17 protein-coding genes are annotated in these 16861 nt (G+C 73.8%); 9 read left to right on the top strand and 8 right to left on the bottom strand.

Translation table 11 applies throughout. The annotated features are described in order from the left end of the window. Position 1 precedes the first annotated feature (1 nt). From G6W55_RS09680 to G6W55_RS09670, 3 genes are read right to left on the bottom strand one after another with little or no spacing between them, the layout of a single operon-like run. Positions 2-1591 carry a hypothetical protein gene (locus G6W55_RS09680; RefSeq protein WP_175520384.1) on the bottom strand — a complete coding sequence of 530 codons (1590 nt, stop codon included), beginning with the start codon at positions 1589-1591 and terminating at the stop codon, positions 2-4. Then, entirely contained in the window at positions 1582-2706 is a 1125-nt protein-coding gene (locus tag G6W55_RS09675) for a hypothetical protein (protein ID WP_175520383.1), read from the bottom strand. Before G6W55_RS09675 ends, G6W55_RS09680 begins: the two co-directional genes overlap by 10 nt. Next, positions 2657-3634: a phosphatase PAP2 family protein gene (locus G6W55_RS09670; RefSeq protein WP_175520382.1), complete on the bottom strand. Its 978-nt coding sequence runs from the start codon at positions 3632-3634 to the stop codon at positions 2657-2659. The genes G6W55_RS09675 and G6W55_RS09670 overlap by 50 nt, the downstream gene beginning before the upstream one ends. A gap of 207 nt (positions 3635-3841) precedes the next feature. Between G6W55_RS09670 and G6W55_RS09665 the strand changes: the two genes are divergently transcribed. Next, the gene (locus G6W55_RS09665) at positions 3842-4438 is read left to right on the top strand and encodes a histidine phosphatase family protein (RefSeq protein ID WP_175520381.1); all 597 of its coding nucleotides are present in this window, start codon (positions 3842-3844) and stop codon (positions 4436-4438) included. Between the two features lie 47 nt (positions 4439-4485). On the opposite strand, the gene G6W55_RS09660 is transcribed toward G6W55_RS09665, so the two are convergent. Then, positions 4486-5991 carry a hypothetical protein gene (locus G6W55_RS09660; protein ID WP_175520380.1) on the bottom strand — a complete coding sequence of 502 codons (1506 nt, stop codon included), beginning with the start codon at positions 5989-5991 and terminating at the stop codon, positions 4486-4488. Positions 5992-6256: 265 nt separating this feature from the next. Here G6W55_RS09660 and G6W55_RS09655 point away from each other — a divergent pair, with 265 nt between their 5' ends. Then, on the top strand, positions 6257-6640 hold the full coding sequence (locus tag G6W55_RS09655; protein ID WP_175520379.1) for a hypothetical protein: 384 nt from the start codon (positions 6257-6259) through the stop codon (positions 6638-6640). A gap of 82 nt (positions 6641-6722) precedes the next feature. After that, entirely contained in the window at positions 6723-7607 is an 885-nt protein-coding gene (locus G6W55_RS09650) for a spermidine synthase (protein WP_175520378.1), read from the top strand. Positions 7608-7623: 16 nt separating this feature from the next. On the opposite strand, the gene G6W55_RS09645 is transcribed toward G6W55_RS09650, so the two are convergent. Next, positions 7624-8160 (bottom strand): hypothetical protein, encoded by a 537-nt coding sequence (locus G6W55_RS09645; protein WP_175520377.1) that lies wholly within the window; start codon positions 8158-8160, stop codon positions 7624-7626. A gap of 121 nt (positions 8161-8281) precedes the next feature. Between G6W55_RS09645 and G6W55_RS09640 the strand changes: the two genes are divergently transcribed. The 5 genes from G6W55_RS09640 to G6W55_RS09620 all read left to right on the top strand — a co-directional run bounded on the left by G6W55_RS09640 (position 8282) and on the right by G6W55_RS09620 (position 13551). After that, on the top strand, positions 8282-8989 hold the full coding sequence (locus G6W55_RS09640; protein ID WP_030780012.1) for a response regulator transcription factor: 708 nt from the start codon (positions 8282-8284) through the stop codon (positions 8987-8989). Next, positions 8986-10359, top strand: a complete 1374-nt coding sequence (locus G6W55_RS09635) for a HAMP domain-containing sensor histidine kinase (protein WP_175520376.1) — start codon at positions 8986-8988, stop codon at positions 10357-10359. The genes G6W55_RS09640 and G6W55_RS09635 overlap by 4 nt, the downstream gene beginning before the upstream one ends. 207 nt (positions 10360-10566) lie before the next feature. Beyond that, positions 10567-12039: a cellulose binding domain-containing protein gene (locus G6W55_RS09630; RefSeq protein ID WP_175520375.1), complete on the top strand. Its 1473-nt coding sequence runs from the start codon at positions 10567-10569 to the stop codon at positions 12037-12039. A 107-nt stretch (positions 12040-12146) separates the two neighbouring features. Continuing rightward, the gene (locus tag G6W55_RS09625) at positions 12147-13229 is read left to right on the top strand and encodes a hypothetical protein (protein ID WP_175520374.1); all 1083 of its coding nucleotides are present in this window, start codon (positions 12147-12149) and stop codon (positions 13227-13229) included. Positions 13230-13248: 19 nt separating this feature from the next. Beyond that, entirely contained in the window at positions 13249-13551 is a 303-nt protein-coding gene (locus G6W55_RS09620) for a trypco2 family protein (RefSeq protein ID WP_175520373.1), read from the top strand. A 6-nt stretch (positions 13552-13557) separates the two neighbouring features. Here the strand turns inward: G6W55_RS09620 and G6W55_RS09615 are convergent, their stop codons facing one another. Both G6W55_RS09615 and G6W55_RS09610 read right to left on the bottom strand, forming a co-directional pair. Continuing rightward, entirely contained in the window at positions 13558-13749 is a 192-nt protein-coding gene (locus G6W55_RS09615; protein WP_175520372.1) for a DUF397 domain-containing protein, read from the bottom strand. Between the two features lie 10 nt (positions 13750-13759). Further along, on the bottom strand, positions 13760-14641 hold the full coding sequence (locus tag G6W55_RS09610; protein WP_175520371.1) for a helix-turn-helix transcriptional regulator: 882 nt from the start codon (positions 14639-14641) through the stop codon (positions 13760-13762). A 170-nt stretch (positions 14642-14811) separates the two neighbouring features. Between G6W55_RS09610 and G6W55_RS09605 the strand changes: the two genes are divergently transcribed. Then, a complete protein-coding gene (locus G6W55_RS09605) occupies positions 14812-15219 on the top strand; it encodes an ATP-binding protein (RefSeq protein ID WP_175520370.1) in 408 nt (135 codons plus the stop codon). Positions 15220-15312: 93 nt separating this feature from the next. Here G6W55_RS09605 and G6W55_RS09600 read toward each other — a convergent pair whose 3' ends face one another. Continuing rightward, complete coding sequence (locus G6W55_RS09600) at positions 15313-16731, bottom strand: GH1 family beta-glucosidase (protein ID WP_205069980.1); 1419 nt, start codon at positions 16729-16731, stop codon at positions 15313-15315. Positions 16732-16861 lie beyond the last annotated feature (130 nt).

Below are 16861 nucleotides of genomic sequence, written 5' to 3'. Positions count from 1 at the left end.
GTCACAGGACGTCCTCCCGGGTGACGGAGTCGGGGGCCTCGGGGGCCCGCTCCCCGGGCGGACCGCCGTGCGTCCACGGCGTCTCCTCCGGGTCCGGCAGCTTCGCGCCGCCGCGCTGCTCGTGCTCGAACAGCGTGAGACAGAGCCGGTCGCCCTTCTCGGGCACCGACCCCGGCTCGGGCTCCTTGCCGCGGCCCATCTTGTCCACGATCCGCAGCACCAGCAGATCCTCGGCGGGCCGCTCCACGAACTCCGCCGCCTGCGGCTTCCCGCCCAGCGACCGGAACACCTTCGCCCGCTCGGCGAGATGCGGCCGGTCGTCCGTGCGGACGGTCACCAGCGGGCGCGGACTGGGCCGCTTCCCCTCGCTGTACGCCATCACGACGTCCACGACCTCGCCCGCGAACGCCTCCCCGGCGAGCCGCCGCCCCGCCATCACCAGCGGGTCGTCCAGCGCCTCCTGCGCCTCCAGCCGGGCCTGCTCCCGTTCGCGCGTGGCCAGTTTGTTCGCGGCGGTCACCGCGTCGTCCCGGCGCGGCTGCGGGGGCTCGCCGGCCACGACCCGGTCCCGGTGGCCGGTGAACGACCAGCGGTCGCGGGTCCACCGCTCCTCGACATGCGCCCCCTCGGGCAGCGCCCGCAGCAGGTCGAGGCCCTCCCACACCCGCTCCCAGGTGGGCAGCGTGCGGCTGCGCACCAGCTCGCGGATCTCCCGCTCGGCGCCGGTCAGCGCGCCCAGCCGGTCGTCGGCCTCCAGGCCGTCCTCCGCGGCCGCGAGGGCGGTCCGCGCGCGGTCGTAGCGCTCGATGGCCGGGGCGAGCAGCTTGTTGTCGAACGCCGGGTCGGTGGCCGGACCGGCCGGCGGGCACAGCAACTGCCCGCCCGCGTCCCGCGCCAGCTCCGCGCGCAGCGCCGCCTCGGCGCCCGTCGCGCCGTCCGGCGGGGCGATCCAGGAGAGCAGCGCGCCCAGGTGCTGGTCCTCCAGGCCGGACTGTCCGGTCGCCCAGTGCCGGCCGAGCACGTCGGTGAGCGCGAGGAGCAGCGACGAGCCGGGCACCCGCGCCCGCTCCCCGAAGTGGGTCAGCCACCGGCCGAGCAGCGGCACGCGCGGGGGCGCGGGATACGGGGTCTCCGGGTCCTGCTCCGCCGTCCGCCGGAAGCGCATCGAGCGGCCGAGGAGGCGGACGTACTCGACGCCCGCGCGGCTCGGCACGACGAGCTGTGGCGCGTCGGAGCACAGCTCGACCTCGACCTTGACGCGCTTGCCGGTCTCGGGGTCGGTGTCGGTGCGCTCGGCGGCCTCCACGCCGTCGGCGTAGGAGTCGATGTACGGCAGCACCACGTCGGCCAGTTCGGCCAGGAACGCGAACCTGAGGTCGCGGTCGCGCGGCTGCGGCACGGCGAGCAGCCGCGGCGCGTCCCGGTCGGTGCCGACGAGTGCGCCGAGCGGGGCGCCCGCCTCACCGGCGGTGGTCAGCGGTACGAAGACCAGCGGCCGGTCGGAGAGATGCCGGTGCCGGACGGTGGCGGCGGGCTGGGCGCGGCCGGTGGTCAGGGCCTCGAGACGGGCGAGGGAGGCGATCAGGGACACATCGCCCCCAGTGCCTCGGCGCGCAGCCGGGCGGCCCGGCGCAGGGCGGCGACGGCCGGGTCCTCGGGGTCCCCGGCCTCGCCGCGCGCGGCCGCCAGGACGTCGTCGACCCGGCTCAGCCCGCCCAGGTCGGCGCGGACGGACCGGCCCAGGCTGGTCACCGCGCCGGCCGCGCGGGCCCGGTCCCGGCAGTGGAACGCCAGCTCGCACGCGGCCAGGCACTCGGGCGCGTAGGTCGCAGGGACGGCCGCGACGGCCGCCGTGAGCTGCTCGGCGGGCAGCTCGGGGGAGAAGCAGACGCCCTCGGGGAGCGCGTCGGCGATGTCCTGGATGCGGGTGAGCCGGGCGAGCTGGCGGCTGGTGACCGCGCGCTGCTTGCGCACGTCCACGGCGGACGCCGTCGGCAGGTTGGAGAAGTCCTTGGGGCAGACCAGCAGCACCCGGTGGCGGACCTTCGGCGCGGGGTCGAGCCGGGCGGCGACCTCCTCCAGGGCCAGCACGTAGACGGCGGCCTGCCGGGCGGCCGCGCCGACCTTCGCGGGGTCCGCGGAGCCGTCCAGCATCGGGAAGGACTTGATCTCCACGACGGTCCAGGTGCCGTCCGGGTGCACCACCACGGCGTCCGGCTCCAGGAAGGCGGGGGAGCCGGCCACCTCCAGCGCGAGCATCGGGTGGTCGAGCAGGGTCCAGGTGCCGCGCGCGGGACCGGTCGCCTCGCGCAGCGCCAGGGCCGTCCGCGCGGTACGGCCCTCGGGGCCGGACGCGGTGAGGTCGGGGACGCTCGCGGAGGCCGGGGGCTCGGCCCCCGGATCCAGCCGTTCGTGCACCAGGCGGAGCAGCTCGGCGCCGCCGTCCGCCTTCACCTTCGCCTCGAAGGCGTTGCCGCGGGTGAGGGCGAACTGGGACTGCCCGAAGGCCGACGGCGAGCCGAGCGCGCCGGCCAGTGCCGCCTTGTTCACCCCGGCGCCGTCGAGCAGGGCGCGGCGCTTGCAGCCCGGGTTCGCGGCGAGCGCCGCGAGGGCCCGGGCGTCCAGCGCCTTCGCCGGGACGTCGGGGCCGCGCAGCTCAGCGAGCCGCTGCCGGAGCGCCGTCCCCCTGGTCCGAGGGGGAGGCACCGGGTTCGGTTCCGGACCCGAACCCTGAGTCGCGCTGCCGTGGAATTCGCTCACCCGTGGAAGTCTGGCATCCGGCACTGACAATCGAGGCGGATGCGGCCGGGGAGTCCGCCGGGACGGACGGGACGGCGACGGCACCGAGGGCCGTGGAGCGGGCCGCGAAGGCCGCCTTGACCCGGTCGGCCGCACGCATCACGAGCGGGGCCAGCAGCAGGCCGGCACCCATCACGGCCGCGCCCGCGGCCGCGTCGAGGAAGTAGTGGTTGGCGGTGCCCATCACCACGATCGTCGTCACCAGCGGGTACACGATCGCGGCGGTCTTCGCCAGCCGGGTGCCGCCGTGCCGCCACAGGATCACACCGCACCACAGCGCCCAGCCCACGTGCAGGCTCGGCATCGCCGCGTACTGGTTGGTCATGCCGCCCATCCCGCGCGGGGCGCTCGCCTCGCCGCCCCACCAGCCGTACGAGCTGTACTGGGCCATCGTGTCCACGAAGCCGTGGCTCTCGGCCAGCAGCCGGGGCGGGCAGGTCGGCAGCAGGGTGAAGCCGATCAGACCTATGAAGGTCGACGTCATCAGCCAGGTGCGGGCCGCCCGGTAGATCTCCGCGCGCGAGCGGAACAGCCAGACCAGGACCGCCGGGGTGACCACGTAGTGCAGCGAGGCGTACCAGAAGTCGGCCGGGACGCCGAGCCACGCCTCGCGCGTGAACAGGCGGTTCAGCGGGTGCTCGGCGTTGAGGTACAGGGCCTTCTCGAAGCGCAGGATCGCCAGGCCGTGGTCGACGGCGGTCGTCACGTCGCCCCGCGCCAGCAGCCGGCCCGCCGAGTAGCAGGCGTACACCAGCAGGATCAACGGCAGCTCGGTCCACCAGCGCAGCCGGGTGCGTGGGGCCGCCTCGGTGCCCGGTGTCTCGGTCTGCGGCAATCCGATCGCCTCCCCCTTCATGTCGTGCGGCGCGCGGAACGAGCCACTTTACGTCGTACGAACGCGCCCGGTCCGAGCGCCCCCCCGGCACTCAAAGACGCTGAGATCGCCCCCCGGGTTGCCCCCTCCCAGGGTGCGCGATGATGGAGGGGTCCCGCCCCCGATTTCTCCCCGATTCCCCTCGGGGTCGTCCCGGAAAGGTCCCCCATGGCACCGCGCATCCTGCTGGCCCGGCACGGACAGACGGAGTGGTCGCTGTCCGGCAAGCACACCGGCAGGACCGACGTGCCCCTCCTGGAGGAGGGCCGCCGGGGAGCGAAGCTGCTGGGCGAACGGCTGCACCGGGCGCCGTTCGACGGCCTGGACGACGTCGAGATACGCACCAGCCCGCTGGCACGCGCGCGGGAGACGTGCGAGCTGGCGGGCTTCGGCGAGCGCGCCGGCACCTGGGACACGCTCATGGAGTGGGACTACGGCGCCTACGAGGGCATGACCCCCGCCCAGATCCAGGCGGTCCGGCCGGGCTGGCTGATCTGGCGCGACGGCGTCCCCGGGGGCGAGTCCCTCGCCGAGGTCACCGCCCGCGCGGACGAGGTCGTGGCCTGGGCGCGGTCCGGCGACCGGGACGTGCTGGTCTTCGCCCACGGCCACATCCTCCGGTCGATCGGGGCGCGGTGGCTGGGGCTGCCGCTGGACTTCGCGGCCCGGATCCGGCTGAACCCGACCTCGCTGTCCGTCCTGGGATGGGCCTACGGAGAGCCGGCCGTGGAGAGCTGGAACGACCTGGGACACCTGGCGGGCTGACCGCCGGGCTGGCTCCTCCGGGCCGGTTCCTCCGCGCCACGAGGGGGCTACGCGCTGCGCGGCGCCGGTACCCGCTGCCGTTCCCCGGGTGCCGAGGCGGCCGAGGTGTGCCGTTCCAGGAAGGCCGACACCCCGCTCGCCCGCCGGTGCGGCGCCAGCACGCGCGCGGTGCCGTCCAGCATCCCCTGCACCCGCGACGACTGGACCTGGTCCAGCAGGTCCAGCACCCGCAGTCCCGCCGTCGCCGCCTCGTCGGGGCGCCCCCCGCGCGCGAGGTCGTCCGCCAGCTCGGCCGTGTAGAGCGCGATGTTCCGGGTGAAGTGCGGGTCCTGGAGTTCCGCCGCCCGGCTCGCGTGCCGGGCCGCCCGCCCCCAGTCGCCCAGCGTCGACCAGCACTGCGCCTCCAGGCCCTCCAGCTCGGCCTCGCCGTAGAAGCTCATCCACTCGGGGTCGTCGTCGCGCGAGCCCTGTCCGAAGAGGGCCTGGGCGCGGATCAGAGCCTGTTCGCAGCCGGCCCGGTCGGCGAGCCCGGCCCAGCCGCCCGCCTCGCGCAGCGCCAGCAGGGACATCAGCCGGGGTGAGCCGAGGGGGCGCGCGACGCGCTGCGCGGCCTGCGCGGCGCGCACCGCCTCACGGGGGCGCCCGGCGTCGCGCGCGAGGAACGCCGTGTTGCAGAAGGCGTGCGCCTCCAGTGCCTGGTCGCCGGTCATCCGGGCGGTGGCGAGGGCCTCGGCGTAGTGCGAGCGCGCGTCCTCGAAACGGCCCGAGTCATGGGCCAGCCAGCCCACGGAGATCGCCAGCTCCCCGGCGCCGGAGTGCAGCCGTTCGGCGGTGGCCTGCCGGGTCGCCCCGGCGTCCAGCAGCGCGTACGCGGCCCGCAGGGGTGCGGCCGCCCGCCGGTAGAGGCCGTCGGCGCCGTGCCGGTCGTCCAGCAGCCGGATCCTGCGGACCGCCTCCTCCAGGGCGCTCGCCTCCCGGGCCCCCACCGGGCGGACCCGGCGCTCCGCCGCGACGGCGTCGGCGGTGAACCCCAGTGGCCCCAGCGGGCCCAGCGAGACGGCGGCCACGGCGGCGCCTCCGCCCGTCATGAATGCGCGACGCAGCACGTCGCTCTCCTCGTCGTTGTGGTGCGTGTCGTACGGGTTCTGCGTGTCATACGGCTCGTACGCCCCGCGCGTCTCACCCGCCGCACGCGCCTCACCCGTGAGGTGCGCGGGGCTCATGGTGTGCGGACCGGGCGTGACCTCCGGGGCGCGCGCCCCGCGTCCGCGGACGGAGGAGCGGGGCGCGAAGCCCAGATCGGTGAGCGTGCGGCCGGGGAACATGTGCAGGAACACCCGCTCGTACGCGTAGTTGGGACAGCGGATCTCGCCCGCCTCGACCCGCCCGATGTAGCGCGCGTCACAGCTCACCCGCTCGCCGATCTCACGCGCGGCCCGCCGCACGAGCGCGGCGAACTCGGCCGGCGAGCGCTGTCCGCGCAGGTGCCGGAAGGCGAGGTTGGGTCGGGATGGCCGGTTGGGCCGGGGTGGGGTCACCGTCGACGACGCCATGGCCGGGTCCTCTCGTGCGAACCGTCGAACCATGCCGGGATCGGGGCGGGTCGACCGATTTCCGACGTGATCACCCTGATGTCCGGCGGGCAAGAACGTACCTGCTGCGATCGGGCCGCCATGCGGTGTTTGGCTACAAACCGGATATCTCATCCGGGATCTGCCATGAACTGCCATCCTTTGCGGCGGACTTCCGCCGTAGCCGTTGACGACGTGACGCGTTGAATGCTGTGGACGACAGGCGGGCTGCGCGGTGGAGGCCGGGATGGAGACCAGCCAGAGCAACGATTTCTGTACGTCGTCGGTGACGGCGTGCGACCTCGTGACGGTGCCGACCCGGCAGGGTCTGGAGGCGGTCGACATCCTGCGGCGGGGGGACGGGGAGGTGGTGGGGCCCGTCCTGCACGACGACGGCGACGACACGCTCGCCTTCCTCGTGCCGCCCGGCACCGCGGCCGCCTGGGACGTCCCCGGCAGCGTCTGCACCGGGACCGACGGCCGGGGACTGAGACTCGCCCCCGAGCCGGTGGCGGGCTCGGACTGGCTGGTGCCGCCCGGCGAGGCGGACCTCGCGACGGACCCCGCGGTCCTGCGCCGCGCCCTCGGGGAGGCGGCCCGGCTGATCGAGGCGGCGGACAGTTGCCGGTGACGCCCGCTCTGCGCTGAGCCGACGCGGTCCCCCATGGACCGGCGCCGCCCGTGAGCCCTCCCCGGCCTGCGACCATGGACGTATGGGAAAGTCCAGGAGCAGCAGCCGGCGTGAGCGGGACCGGGAGCGGGACGCCGGGGCCGCCGCCCCCGAGGCCGTCGACGGCGGGTCGGCGCGATTCGTGCCCGATCCGGACCGGGCGCGGGCCTGGACACTGCTTCTTGACGACGCGCCGCAGTCGCACGTCGACCTGGACGACCCGGCCCATCTCTCCTTCGAGTACCAGCGCCGCATCGGCCATGTCATCGACCTCACCGCACCGCCCGGCCGCCCCCTGCACGTCGTGCACCTCGGCGGCGGCGCCCTCACCCTGGCCCGCTATGTCGCCGCCACCCGGCCCCGTTCCACCCAGCAGGTCGTCGAGCGGGACGCCGCGCTCGTGCGGCTCGTGCGCGAACGGCTGCCGCTGGACCCGGGCGCGCGGATCCGGGTGCGCTCCCTCGACGCGCGGGAGGGCCTCGGCAAGATCCCGGACGGCTGGGCCGACCTCGTCATATCCGATGTGTTCAGCGGCGCCCGCACCCCCGCCCACCTCACCTCCGTCGAGTTCCTCGACGAGGTCCGCAGAACCCTGAAGCCGGGCGGAAGTTACGCCGCCAACCTCGCGGACGGTCCGCCGCTCGCCCATCTGCGCGGCCAGATCGCCACCGCCGCCGCCCGGTTCGCCGAACTGGCGCTCGTCGCCGACCCGACGGTGCTGCGGGGGAAACGCTTCGGCAATGCGGTCCTCGTCGCCTCCGACCTGCCGCTGCCGGTCGCGGAACTGACCCGCAGGGCCGCCTCCGACCCGCACCCCGGCCGGGTCGAACACGGCCGGGCGCTCACCGACTTCACCGGCGGGGCGGTACCGGTCACGGACGCGTCGGCGGTCGCCTCCCCGGCGCCACCGCCCTCGGTGTTCCGCTGAGACCCCACCGCCCCTGTCAGTACGTGCCCACCTCGACCCGGGGCGGGCCGTCGTGCCAGGTGCAGAAGACCGACACCCGGTCCGCGCCCGAGGCGAACTCCACCCGGATCCACGCCTCCGTCTTCCACACCTGCATCGACCAGCCCGCGCCCGGCGTCGCCGAGACGAGCGTCGCGTAGGTCTTCCGCAGGTCGAAGACGACCCGCCCGCCGTCGGTGTCGTAGCTCTTGACCGTCCCGGCGGAGGCGGCGGGGGAGGAGGACGCGGCACTCGGCGACGGCGACGCGGAGGCGTCGGGGGTGCGGCTCGGCGCCGGGGTCTTCGTGGCCGGGCCGCGCGACGGGCCGGGGGAGGGAGAGGCCACGCTGTTCCCGGAGGGCAGCGGCCGGGAGTCCTGCGAGGTCGCGGTCGCCTCCGCCGCCGTCAGCGGAAGGGCGCGCGGAGGATCGTAGGCCGTGCCCGCCATCACGGTGTGGACACCCCACCACGACAGCGTGACCGCCGCGCCCGTGGCGAGCAGCCAGGCCAGTACGTGTACGAGTCCTCTGCGCATCGCGGGCCATCTTGCCCCACCCGCCCCACGGGTGTCGCCTGCCGGGTCACCGGTTGTCCACAAGGCGGGAGTTGTCCACAGGCCCCGACCGGGCTCGTCGGCATGGCGTACGGTGCGGCGCATGGCAAGTGTGCTCGTGGTCGAGGACGACCAGTTCGTACGCTCGGCGCTCATCCGGCATCTGACCGACGCCTCGCACACCGTGCGCAGCGTCGGGACAGCCCTGGAGGCGCTGCGCGAGGTCGCCCATTTCCGTTTCGACGTGGTCGTCCTGGACCTCGGACTGCCCGACCTGGACGGCTCCGAGGCGTTGAAGATGCTGCGTAGCATCACCGACGTCCCGGTCATCATCGCGACCGCGCGCGACGACGAGACGGAGATCGTCCGCCTGCTCAACGCGGGCGCGGACGACTACCTGACCAAGCCGTTCTCCGTGGAGCACCTGTCGGCGCGGATGGCGGCCGTGCTGCGCCGCTCCCGCTCCGCCGCCGGCGAGGCCCCGCCCTCCTCGGTCATCCGGGTCGGCGGCCTGACGGTCGATCCGCTGCGCCGCCAGGCCGAGCTGGACGGCGCCCGACTCGACCTGACCCGGCGCGAGTTCGACCTCCTGGCGTTCCTCGCCGGGCGGCCCGGGGTGGTCGTACCGCGCCGGGAACTGCTGGCCGAGGTGTGGCAGCAGTCCTACGGCGACGACCAGACCATCGACGTCCATCTGTCCTGGCTGCGCCGGAAACTGGGCGAGACGGCGGCCCGGCCGCGCTATCTGCACACCCTGCGCGGTGTCGGCGTGAAGCTGGAGCCGCCGGCGGAAGCGGGGTGGGCGGGATGAGATGGGCCCTGGTCAAGGTCTGTCTGGCGGTCACCGCGATGGTCGTGGTCGCCTTCGCGGTGCCGCTCGGTCTGGTCATCAAGGAGATGGCCCGCGACCGCGCGTTCTCCAACGCCGAGCGGGAGGCGGCGGTCGTGGTCCCGGCGCTGTCCATCACCATCGACCGCGAGCAGTTGGAGCGGGTCGTGGCCTCGGCCGGCTCGGACGACGGGATGGCGGTGCACATCCCGGCGGGTGACGGCCGGGGCGCCGTCGACCTCGGCCGGCAGCGCGCCGCCGACGCCGACATCGCCGCCGTACGGAAGCTGGGCCGGGCCTCCACCGCCGAGGTGCCCGGCGGGTCCGCGCTGCTCCAGCCGGTCGCGCTCAGCCTGGGCACGGTCGTGATCGAGGTGTTCGTCCCCGAGTCCGCGGTGAGCAACGGCGTGGCCACGGCCTGGGCGGTGCTCGCGGCCGTCGGGGCGGGCCTGGTGGTCGGCTCGGTCGCGGTCGCCGACCGGCTGGGCGTGCGCATGGTGCAGCCGGCCCAGCGCCTGGTCGAGGGCGCGCACGAACTGGGGGAGGGCAAGCTCGGGGCGCGGGTGCCCGAGGAGGGGCCGACCGAACTGCGGCTGGCGGCCGTGGCGTTCAACTCGATGGCCGACCAGGTGGTCCAGCTCCTGGCGAACGAACGGGAGTTGGCGGCGGACCTGTCCCACCGGCTGCGCACCCCGCTGACCGTGCTCCGGCTGAACGCGGCCTCGCTCGGCGACTCTCCGGCCGCCGAGCAGACCAGGACCGCGGTCGCCCAGTTGGAGCGCGAGGTCGACACCATCATCCGTACGGCCCGGGAGGCCAAGCCGCAGACGGCGGCGGCCGGGCCGGGCGCCGGGTGCGACGCGGCCGAGGTGGTCCGGGAGCGGATGGCGTTCTGGTCGGCGCTCGCCGAGGACGAGGGCCGCAAGGTGCGCACGGCCGGGGTGGACCGTCCGGTGCGGATACCCGTGGCCCGCGCCGATCTGGCCGCCGCGCTGGACGCCCTGCTCGGCAATGTCTTCCGGCACACCCCGGAGGGCACCGCCTTCGCGGTCGACGTGCACAACGGCGACGACGCGGTGATCGTCCTGGTGTCCGACGCGGGTCCCGGCATCCCCGACCCCGAGACGGCGATGGCGCGCGGCCGGGGTTCGGGCGCGGCCGGCTCGACGGGGCTGGGCCTGGACATCGTGCGCCGGCTCGCCGAGTCCACCGGCGGTGACGTCCGGATCGGCTCGTCGGTCCTCGGCGGCACGGAGATACGTCTGTGGCTCCAGCTCGACGGCCGCGAGCCGGTCCGCAGGGGGCACCGGGGGGCGATGCGCAGACGGAGACGGGCGGCGGCGGCCGGGTGACCCGGGGCCTGGCGCCGGACGGCTTTTGATCAATCACGATCGCTGTCGTCCGAACTCGGTCAGTCACGATCTTTTAACCGCCCCCGATGTGCTCCTTAAGCGCGCCCTAAGGCCGTCGACGGCCGTCCCTGTCGGGCGATTTGCCGGGTTCGGGATCGCTAGCGTGCTGCCGCGTCCCACCCCGTGAACAGTGAAGGCAGGCAGCCCATGAGTACGCACCGGCGCAGGGTCAGTGGTCGGAACAAGGTGATCGGCGGGGCGGTCGCCGCGGCGGTGGTCGGCGGCGCGGTCGTCCTGGTGACAGGGACCGCGCAGGCGGCCGGGATCGGGGCGGCCTACACCAGGACCAGCGACTGGTCGACCGGGTACACCGCGCAGTACGTCGTCACCAACAACAGCGGTGCGACCAAGGGCGATTGGAAGCTGGAGTTCGACCTGCCGTCCGGGACGAAGCTCGGCTCTCTGTGGAACGCCGAGTCGAAGGCGAGCGGGCAGCACATCACCGTGAGCCCGCCGTCCTGGGACACCGACGGGCTCGCCGCCGGGGAGTCGGTCACCGTCGGGTTCGTCGTCAACGGCACGGCGGATCCGGTCGGTTGCCGGATCGACGGCACGTCGTGTTCGGCGGACGGCGGTGCCACGCCCGAGCCCAGCGGCAGGCCGACGACGGCACCCTCCCCGAGCGCGAGCCCCAGTGCGAGCGCCAGCCCGAGTGCGAGCGCGAGCCCGAGCGCCAGTGCGAGCCCCAGCTCCGGCGGGACCCCCACCGGCGGCACCGGCACGACCGCCTCCGCCGGCTTCGCCCCGTTCGTCGACACCTCCCTCTACCCGGCCTTCGACCTGCTCGCGCACACGGCGGCGACCGGCGTGAAGGAGTACAACCTCGCCTTCGTCACCGACGGCGGCGGCTGCACACCGAAGTGGGGCGGGGTCACCGACCTCGCGAGCGACGGCGTCGCCTCGCAGATCGGCGCGCTGCGCGCCAAGGGCGGTGACGTCCGGGTCTCCTTCGGCGGCGCGGCCGGCTCCGAACTGGCCACCACCTGCACCTCGGTGGACGCGCTGGCGGCGGCGTACACCAAGGTCGTGGACGCCTACGGGCTGACCAAGGTCGACTTCGACGTCGAGGGCGGCGCCCTGCCGAACGCCGCCGCGAACACCCGCCGCGCCCAGGCCATCGCCCGGCTCCAGCGCAGCCACCCCGGCCTCGACGTCTCCTACACCCTCCCCGTGATGCCCGAGGGGCTGACCCAGGACGGCGTGAGCCTGCTCGCCGACGCGAAGGCCAACGGCGTGGGGATCGCCACCGTCAACATCATGGCGATGGACTACGGCCCGGCGTACAGCGGGGACATGGGCACGTACGCCGAGCAGGCCGCCACCGCGACGCAGGCACAGGTCAAGAGCGTGCTCGGGCTCAGCGAGAGCGCGGCGTGGAAGACCGTCGCGGTGACGCCGATGATCGGCGTGAACGACGTCGTCACCGAGATATTCAAGGTCGAGGACGCCACCCAGCTCGTCGCGTTCGCCAAGGCCAAGGGGCTCGGCTGGCTGTCGATGTGGTCGGTCACCCGGGACAAGCAGTGCCCGGGCGGCACCAAGAACCAGGCCGACGCCACGTGCAGCTCGATCCTCCAGAGCGACTCCGCCTTCGCGAAGGCGTTCGCCGCGTACAAGTGACGTGACCAGGGCGCCTCTTGCCGTGACGAGGCGCTCTTGTCGTGGCCGTGCCGTGCTCCTAGCCTGCTCCTCCTGCACGCGTCTTCCGGCGGCGAGGGGGAACGGCGTTGGCCACGGCACCGTCCAGGGAAGAGATCCTCAAGGCCGTCGAACGGCACATCGCCCGGCGCGGCGGGGGCGTCCACGTCACCGCGGCCGGTACGGCGGACTTCTCCTGGCAGTCGCTGTTCGACTGCCAGGTCCTGCGGTCGATCGAGCGCCGGGAGGAGACGTCCCGCAAGGAGAAGGGGCGGCGCGCAGGCCCGGCGCGGCAGCCGACGTACACCGATCTCGACGCGTACACCGTCCCGCCGCCCGCGCACCCGGGGCTTGCGAAGCGGTACGAACTCGTCCGCGAGGGTTCGCTGGACGAGCTGGAATGCCCGGACTGCGAGGACGGCCGGAAGGACTGCGCCACCTGCGAGGGGCGCGGCGGCCGGGACTGCCCCCGGGATGTCGAGTGCGCGGTCTGCCACGGCGGCCCCGACACCTGCTGGGAGTGCGACGGCACCGGGCATCCGCGCAGCCGCCGGGCCCGTGCCGCCGCCGCGCCCCGCCCGGACGCGGCGGAGGTGGAGCGGGCCACCTGCTCACGGTGCCGGCGCCCGGACGTGGCCTGCCCGAGCTGTCGCGGCCGGCGGCAGACCACCTGCGCGGTCTGCTCGGGGACCGGTCTGGCCCCCTGCGCGGACTGCAAGGGCGCGCGGCGGGTGCGGGACGAGGCGTGCGGCGGCACCGGCCGCTTCACCGTGTGGACCCAGGGCGTCATCACCCACACGCCCGACCGGGAGGAGACGAAGGTGTCCGCGCCGGCCTTCCTCCGGGTCCGCACCGACCAGTGGAACCACCGCACCCTGCGCGACGTCGGCGAGGAACTCCCCGACTTCCTCGACGACGAGCACCGCAAGCTGGCCGCGCCGCTGCTCGCGGTGAAGGACGGCGAGATCCTGCGCCGCGTCACGCTCCGCCATCTGCCGCTCGCCCGGGTGGCCCTGCGGGCCGATCCCGACCGGGTGTACTACGCCTACCCCGGCCCCGGCGGGATCGTGGTCCACCGCCGCCCGAGCAAGGAACGGGTGACCGCTCTGGTCTGGGCCGCGCTGACTGTAGTTGCATTGGTCACCGTGGTGGCCCTGACGGTCCTGCGGTGACGAGCCACAAGGGGGAGCGATGATCGAACTCGCCGACATGATCCGCGAGTTGAGAACCCAACTGAACACGGCCCTGGCGGACGGCGAGGGCGAGGCGCTCCGCTTCGAACTCGGCCCGGTCGAGATCGAGGCGTCCGTCGCGGTGACCCGCGAGGCGGGCGCCGACGCGAAGGTACGCCTGTGGGTGATCGACGCGGGCGCCTCCGGCAGATACGGCCACGCGGAAACCCAGCGGATCACCCTCACCCTGACCCCGAGAACGCCAACGACCCCGTCCGGCACGGTCCTGATCACCGGCGAGCAGTCCCCGACGGAACGCTGACGCCCCTCAGACCGGGAGGTCCCCACGCTTGACCGCGTGGAGCAGATGCGCGAGGGCGTGGGGTGTGGCGGCGGCCGTGTCGTGGGGGTGGTCGCTCTCACGGAGGTGGATGCGGGAGGAGGGCGATGCGGCCAGCTCTACGCAGTTGCCCTCGCCGCCCGAGCTGAACGACGACTTCTGCCAGGCCAGTTGGGGCATGAAGGTCCTCTCACAGGGTGTACATCACGTGCTGGACGAGGCTCAGTGAGTCCCGTGACTCGTGTGACTCCGGCGCCGCTTCCGGGTCGATCGGGGCCAACGCCAGTTCAGAGAGCCGTCCGAACATCTTGGCGTACTCGCCGAGTTGGTCTCCATCCCGCAGGAAGTGGGATTGCGTCGGATGTTCCAGGTAGACCGTGCCCAGTTCGGGTGCCGTGGTGTCGTAGATGACGAATGCCTGCGTGTGCGCAGCGTAGTTCCCCGCCTCGAAGGGGTACACCTGTACGGTCACGTTGGGCAGCCGGGAGACCTCGATCAGTCGCAGGAGCTGTCTGCGCATGACTGCCGCTCCGCCCACACGAGTGTGCAGCGCCGCTTCGTAGACCACCGCGTGGTAGGCCACCGCGGATTCGCCGGTCAGGACGCGCTGTCGTGCCTGGCGGAACTGGGCGTATCGGTCTGCTCGTTGAGGGTCTGCCTCGGTCGCGTCCAGCACAGCCCGGGCGTACTCCCCGGTCTGGAGCAAGCCGGGGATGAGGAGAGGCTCGTGGGTGCGCAGCGCGGTCGAGCGGGATTCCAGTTCGGCCAGGTCCCGGCCCGCCGGGCCGATGGTGTCGCTGAAGCCGTTCCACCAGCCGCGTCCGCTCTCGTGGGCCATGTCCATCAGGCTGTCGAAGTACGCGCCCTCGGGGCACCGGTAGGCGCGGAGCAGCTTGTAGAGGCCGTTGCGCGGGACGTCGACGCGTCCGCGCTCGATGTGACTGATCCGGGTGCGCTCGGCGCCGATCAGGCCGGCGGCGGTGTCACCCGACATCCCGGCCCGGACGCGCAGTTTGCGCAGTTCCGCGCCCAGACGCCGCTGGCGCTCGCTGGGGCTCGTCCTCGGTGGCATGTGGTCCTTCCCTGGGGCCGGTGCGCAGTGTGCCGGGACCTCGGCGCGGCCGTCCACCGGCTTGCGACGGTGTCACCCGTGAGAGGGGAAGCGGCCGTACACGGTTGTAACTCTCCCACGCGTGGCCCTACTTTCGGCGACAGGTCGCCCCCCTCGACACAGGAGCCCCCATGGAAGACCCACCCCACGTCTCCCTCACCTTCCCGCCCCACCCCGTATGGGTCCGCGCCGCCCGGGAGGCCGTTCGGACGCTGCTCGTCGGCTCCCGGCGGCCCGAACTCGCCGACACGGCCGTTCTCCTCACCTCGGAGGCCGTGACCAACGCGATCAACGCCTGTGCCGACAAGGGCTGCACCACCCCCGTCACCCTCCACGCCGGATGGACCGACCCCCACCACCGTCTCCGCGTCCTCGTCCACGACCGGGCCCCGGGCCTGCCCGCCCTCCGCACCGCGACCCCCGACGAGGAGCACGGCCGCGGCATGCACCTGATCTCCACCGGCTCCACCGCCTGGGGCATCTGCACCCACGGCCCGTCCGGCGGCAAGGCGACGTGGTTCGAACTGGGAGAACACTGATCGCAGGACACGGGAGAAGCCCTCGCCCAAGGGGCGCGGCAGACCCCCACAGTCTGTCGCGCCCCCCTCCCATTCCCCTGCCCCGGAGTCGGGTCAGGTGGTCTCGGTGGGGTCGGGGAGGGTGCCGGTGCGGGCCGCTCGGGCGTACCAGAGGGCGCTGGACTTCGGGGTGCGGGCCTGGGTCGCGTAGTCGACGTACACCGCGCCGAACCGCTTCTCGTAGCCGTACGCCCACTCGAAGTTGTCCAGCAGGGACCACAGGAAGTAGCCCCGTACGTCCGCCCCGTCGGCGATCGCGCGCCGCACAGCCGAGAGGTGGCCGTGCAGATAGGCGACGCGCTCCGGGTCGTGGACGCGGCCGTCCGGGTCGGGCTTGTCGTCGTAGGCCGCGCCGTTCTCGGTGATGTAGAGCGGCAGGCCCGGCGCGTCCTTCGTGTAGCGCATGATCAGGTCGTGCAGGCCGGTCGGGTCGATCGTCCAGCCCATCTCCGTACGCTCGCCCGGCGTCTGGTGGAAGGCGACGTCGTCCGCGCCCGGCCAGGGCGAGTGGTCGCTCGCGCCGTGACCGTCGGTGCGCGGACCCCGGAGAGTCTCCTCGGCCGCGGAGACCAGCGTCGGCGTGTAGTAGTTCAGGCCCAGCGCGTCCAGCGGCTGGTGGATCGCCGTCAGGTCGCCGTCCTGGACGTACGACCAGTCCGTCAGGGACCGGGTCGCGGCGAGCAGCGTCTCGGGGTAGGCGCCGCGCAGGATCGGGCCGTGGAAGATCCCGTTGGCCAGGTCGTCGATCTTGCGGACCGCCGCCAGGTCGGCCGGCGTCGGTGAAAGGGGGCGTACCACCGACGAGTTGAGGCTGATCGCCACCGTGTTGCGGGCCGGCATCACCGAACGCAGCGCCGAAGTGCCCAGGCCGTGGGCGAGGTTGAGGTGGTGGGCGGCGCGCAGGGAGGCCACCGGGTCGGTGCGGCCCGGCGCGTGCACGCCGGACGCGTAGCCGAGGAAGGCGCTGCACCAGGGCTCGTTGAGCGTGATCCAGTTCTCCACGCGGTCGCCGAGCGCCTCGCCGACGATCTGCGCGTACTCGGCGAACCGGTACGCGGTGTCCCGCTCCGGCCAGCCGCCCGCGTCCTCCAGCTCCTGCGGAAGGTCCCAGTGGTAGAGGGTGACGGCCGGCTTGATGCCCTTGGCGAGCAGCTCGTCCACCAGACGGCGGTAGAAGTCCAGGCCCACCTGCACGGCGGGGCCGCGGCCGGTCGGCTGGACCCGCGACCAGGAGATCGAGAAGCGGTACGCCGACAGGCCCAGGTCCGCCATCAGCGCCACGTCGTCGCGGTAGCGGTGGTAGTGGTCGACAGCGATGTCACCGGTCTCGCCGCCGGCCGTCTTTCCCGGCGTATGGCTGAAGGTGTCCCAGATGGAGGGCGTACGGCCGTCCTCCCGCACCGCCCCCTCAATCTGGTACGCGGAGGTCGCCGCGCCCCAGAGGAAGGCGGGAGGAAAAGCCACCGGGGTCACCGGGGTCGCCGGGGCCACCGTGGTCACCGGGGCGGTCGTGGTCACCGGGGCGGTCGTGGTCACCGGGGCGGCCGTGGTCACCGGGGTGGCCGGCTGTGCGGACTCAGTCATGGAAGCGCTCCCATGGAAG

It is taken from the genome of Streptomyces sp. CAI-85, assembly GCF_013363615.1.
GTDB lineage: Bacteria > Actinomycetota > Actinomycetes > Streptomycetales > Streptomycetaceae > Streptomyces > Streptomyces antibioticus_B.
This window is presented reverse-complemented; position numbering and strand designations above follow the sequence as displayed.